The organism is Candidatus Effluviviaceae Genus I sp. (assembly GCA_016867725.1).
Taxonomy (GTDB): Bacteria; Joyebacterota; Joyebacteria; order Joyebacterales; family Joyebacteraceae; genus VGIX01.
On record VGIX01000077.1, the window covers coordinates 1 to 4104 of the forward strand.

Genomic DNA, 4104 nt, shown 5'->3' on the forward strand with positions numbered 1-4104 from the left:
TCACGCTTGCGATCTCAGTCGGGTAGTATCCGCTCGACGAGTACGCGTCCTCGTCGAGCGCGAACTCCTCATCGAGGTACTCCCATCCTTCAGCCGTGTACCGGACGACCGTGGCAGGCACCGGGTACAGGAGCGTCCCGAGGTAGTGGAGCGGCTCTCCGGGACTGACCGACACCTCGATCTCACACCCGTTGGGGACGGCGATGAGCTGCCGGACGGCGGGAAGGAGCGGATGACCCACCTCGTTGCTGTGCGAGTAGCCGGGGAACTCGAGCCGGTGGTACTCGGCAACGCCCTCCTGGACGGCGGCGCTGACGGCGCCGGGGGCCGTCAGCGTGAGAACGAGCTCGCCTGATGTTGAGGAGAGGATCTCGATCGCGGGCGAGGCCGGGGTCGGCGTCATGCCGTCGAACGACACCCAGCCCTGCGTGATGGCGGAGTCCTGCGCGACTGAAGCGGATGGAGCGGCAACTGAGACGAGAACCGACAGGGCGAGTGCAGCGATGCGAGACGACCGCGGGAAGTCGAGAGTACGAGGAGGCGTGCGCATGGCGGACCTCCTTCCGAACCAGCCATGGCTCAGTGCCCGTCAGACCAACAAGACGGACTGCGCACGCTCAATGGTACGAGACGCCCCCCCCCCGGCGTCAAGTCCTGAATACCGCAACGCAAGGGCACAGACCGCCGAGCCAGGCGCTGCGGCGGGCCGAGCGGCACGGCGGCTCGGCCCGTTGCTCCGTGCAGACCCCCACCTCCTACCCCGCCAGCTCCCTTCCGAACGCCCGCGCCTTCTCCCTGAGCGCGGTGTTCGACTCGCGCACGCCTTCCTCGGAGTGCGCGTTGGGCACGAGGAGGCTCTTGAACGCGGGCGCGCCCACCCCCACGAACCCCGCGATGGCCTTCACGTTCTCCTCCGCGAGCTTAAGGCCCCACTCGGACCCGCCGCCCGCCGTCGCGACGAACGCCAGGCGCGCCTTCTCGAGCCCGGGGGCGAACCGGTACCCGCGCTCGTCGGACTTCACGAGGCAGAACATCCGGTCGACGACGTGCTTGAGCTGTGCCGAGAGGCCCCAGAAGTAGATGGGCGTCGCGAGCACGACCGCGTCCTGCTCCGGCATGCGCGCGATGACGTCGGTGGCCTCGTCGTCCACGGCGCAGCGGAACTCCTTCGCCCCCTTGCAGGCCATGCACGCTTGGCAGCCGTAGACCTCGTAGCGCAGCCGCGCGGCGTCCACGATCTCGACGTCCGCGCCGGCCTGGCGCGCACCCTCGGCAACCCAGTCCACCACGGTCCGTGTGTTCCCGCGCTCGTTCGGACTGCCGACCACCATCATGATCCGTCTGCCCATCGACGCCCCCCCCGCGCCACGGCCCGCCGACGCGGGCCTGCGCCCGTCTAACTGATCACGCCCTTCACGTACTCCCGCGTCATCTGCTCGCGCGGGTTCTCGAGCACCTCGCGCGCCGGCCCGTGCTCGACGAGCTCGCCCATGTACAGGAAGAGGACGTAGTCCGCCAGTCGGCGTGCCTGCCTCAGGATGTGCGTGACGAGCACGATGGTGTAGTCGTCCTTGAGCTCCAGGAAGCGCTGCTCGATGCGCTGGCTCGACCTCGGATCGAGCGCCGAGGTCGGCTCGTCGCCGAGGATGATCTCCGGCTCGACCGCGAGCCCGCGCGAGAGGCACAGGCGCTGCTGCTGTCCCACGGAGAGGTCCGACGCCGGCTCGTGCAGGCGGTCCTTCACCTCGTCCCACAGCCCGGACTCCCGGAGGTGCAACTCGACGATCCGGTCGAGGTCGCGCCGCCGCCAGACGCCGTGGATGCGCGGGCCGTACGCGACATTCTCGTAGATGGACATGGGCAACGGATACGGGCGCTGCGAGAGGAGCCCCATCCGGCGGCGGACCTCGGTCACGTCCACCCTCGGATCGAAGATGTCCTCGCCGTCCACGAGGACGTTGCCCGTGATCCTCACCCCCTCGACCGTCTCCACAAGCCGGTTGAACGTGCGGAGCAGCGTGCTCTTCCCGCATCCCGACGGCCCGATGATGGCCGTGATCCGCTTCTCGGGGATGTCCACGCTCACGTCCTTGAGCGCCTGCATCGCGCCGTAGAAGACGTTGAGGTTACGGACGCTGATGTGGGTCCTTCCGCTCATGCCGCCTCCTAGCCGACGGTGTGCCGGGCGACCCGGCGGCCGATGAGCCGCGCGACGACGCTCGTGATGAGGATGATGACGGTGAGCACGAGGGCCGACGCGTACGCCCGCTCCTGGACCTCGGGGACCGGCGTCCCGAGCTGGAAGAAGATGGCGAGCGGCAGCGTCGCCGCCGGTCCGAACAGCGAGTGCGGCAGCGAGTCCGTGAACCCCGCGGTGAACATGACCGAGGCCGCGTCGCCGATGCCGCGCCCGAACGCGATGAGCACCGCCGTGAGGATCCCCGGGAGGGCCTGCCTCGCGAGCACCTTCCTCGCCGTCTCCAGCCTCGTCGCGCCCACCGAGTACGACGCGTCGAGCAGCTCCTTTGGCACCATGCGCACGACCTCGTCCATCGCGCGCGCCATGATGGGGAGCATCAGGAACGCCACGGCGATGATGCCGCCCAGGAGCGACGCCCGGAGCCCGAGGAAGAGCATCACGGCGAACCCGAACGCGCCGTACACGATGGACGGCACGCCCCAGAGGACGTCGAACGAGAACCTCGTCAGCTCCACGAAGCGCGACCCCTTCCTGGCGTAGGCGTTGAGGAAGAGGACGATCGGAAGCGCCACGACGAACGCGATGAGCGTGGCGCCGCCCGTCACGTAGAGCGAGCCCACGATCGCGTTCAGGATCCCGCCCTCCTTGCCGAGGTAGAAGCCGCCCTTCGGCGTCTGCGTGACCATCGCGAGGTTCATCGCGGGGAGCCCCTTGACGAGCACCGCCCCGAGGATGAGCACGAGGGTCGCCAGGATGACCATCGTGGCGACGGCCATGAGCGCCTTGAAGAAGGCCTCCTCGATCCTCGCGAACTTCACGATGCGCCACCCTCCCTCGCGGCCGCGCCGGTCACCGCGCGATCCCTCGCTCGATCCTGACGAGCACCGCCCGCGACGCCACGTTGAACACGAGCACGACCACGAGCAGCACGAGCGCCGCGAGCAGCAGCGCCGAGTCGTACAGCGGGATGGACATCATCTCGCCGTAGTTGTTCGCGATGAGCGCGGGCAGCGGGTACGCCGGGTCCAGGAGCGACGACGGGGCGCGCGCCACGTTCCCGGCCACCATGAGGACCGCCATCGTCTCGCCGAACGCGCGCGAGAGCCCGAGGACGCTCGCGGCGATCACCCCGGGCATGGCCTTCCGCATGACCACGTGCTTGACGGTCTGCCACTTCGTCGCGCCCACCGCGAGCGCGCCGTCGCGTGCCTCGCGCGGCACGGTGCGGAACACCTCGAGGCAGACGTGGACGATGACCGGCGCGATCATCGCGGCCAGCACGATGCCGGCCGCCAGAGCGGTGTAGCCGGTCGAGAAGGTGCCGAAGAGCGGCGCCACGCGGTTCTTGATGAGGGGGACGACGACGAGGACGCCGCACATGCCGAACACGACCGAGGGGATGCCGGCGAGGAGGTCGATGAGGGGCTTCGCCCACTCGCGAAGCGCGCGGCCGGCGTACTCCGAGAGGTAGATCGCCGCGAGGATGCAGGGCGGGACGGCGAGCGCGACCGCGATGCAGGTCACCCACAGCGTCCCCATGATGAACGGGTAGAACCCGAACTCGCCGCTCAGGGGTCTCCAGGAGCTCGAAAGCAGGACGTCGCCCAGGGACGTCGCATCGAGGATCGGTCTCGAGCGCAGCCACAGGCCGAGGACCATCGCCACGACGAGCGCGCTCGGCACGACGGCGAGCGCGAGCATCGCGCGCCTGGCGGTGCGGTCCATCCAAAGCCGTGAGGCCTGCATCAATCCTCCCTCCGCGCCGCAAAACCGCTGGACCTAGTCGCCGAGCATCTCGAGAGCGGCCTTGAGCTCCTCGTCGGCCAGGTTGACGTACCCGGCCTCGGGCACGAACCGCTGCCCCTCGGTGAGGGCCCAGCGAAGGAACTCGCGCACGACGGGGC

The 4104-nt window shown here is 69.3% G+C and carries 6 protein-coding genes; all 6 read right to left on the reverse strand.

What is annotated here, in order from left to right; all coding sequences use genetic code 11:
- Positions 1-418: hypothetical protein (locus FJY74_09470; GenBank protein MBM3308541.1), on the reverse strand; the 418-nt coding region annotated here is incomplete at its 3' end.
- 337 nt (positions 419-755) lie between these two features.
- Positions 756-1349 carry a flavodoxin family protein gene (locus tag FJY74_09475; GenBank protein MBM3308542.1) on the reverse strand — a complete coding sequence of 198 codons (594 nt, stop codon included), beginning with the start codon at positions 1347-1349 and terminating at the stop codon, positions 756-758.
- A 47-nt stretch (positions 1350-1396) separates the two neighbouring features.
- Entirely contained in the window at positions 1397-2158 is a 762-nt protein-coding gene (locus FJY74_09480; protein ID MBM3308543.1) for a phosphate ABC transporter ATP-binding protein, read from the reverse strand.
- 8 nt (positions 2159-2166) lie between these two features.
- A complete protein-coding gene (gene pstA / locus FJY74_09485) occupies positions 2167-3018 on the reverse strand; it encodes a phosphate ABC transporter permease PstA (protein MBM3308544.1) in 852 nt (283 codons plus the stop codon).
- 31 nt (positions 3019-3049) lie between these two features.
- Positions 3050-3946 (reverse strand): phosphate ABC transporter permease subunit PstC, encoded by an 897-nt coding sequence (gene pstC, locus FJY74_09490; GenBank protein ID MBM3308545.1) that lies wholly within the window; start codon positions 3944-3946, stop codon positions 3050-3052.
- Between the two features lie 33 nt (positions 3947-3979).
- On the reverse strand, positions 3980-4104 hold a 125-nt coding region (locus FJY74_09495; GenBank protein MBM3308546.1), incomplete at its 5' end, for a phosphate ABC transporter substrate-binding protein.

Bases quoted from the DNA above. Each gene is read 5' to 3' on its own strand.
- FJY74_09480 (MBM3308543.1), bottom strand. From the start codon at position 2,158: ATGAGCGGAAGGACCCACATCAGCGTCCGTAACCTCAACGTCTTCTAC.
- FJY74_09475 (MBM3308542.1), bottom strand. From the start codon at position 1,349: ATGGGCAGACGGATCATGATGGTGGTCGGCAGTCCGAACGAGCGCGGG.
- pstC (MBM3308545.1), bottom strand. From the start codon at position 3,946: ATGCAGGCCTCACGGCTTTGGATGGACCGCACCGCCAGGCGCGCGATG.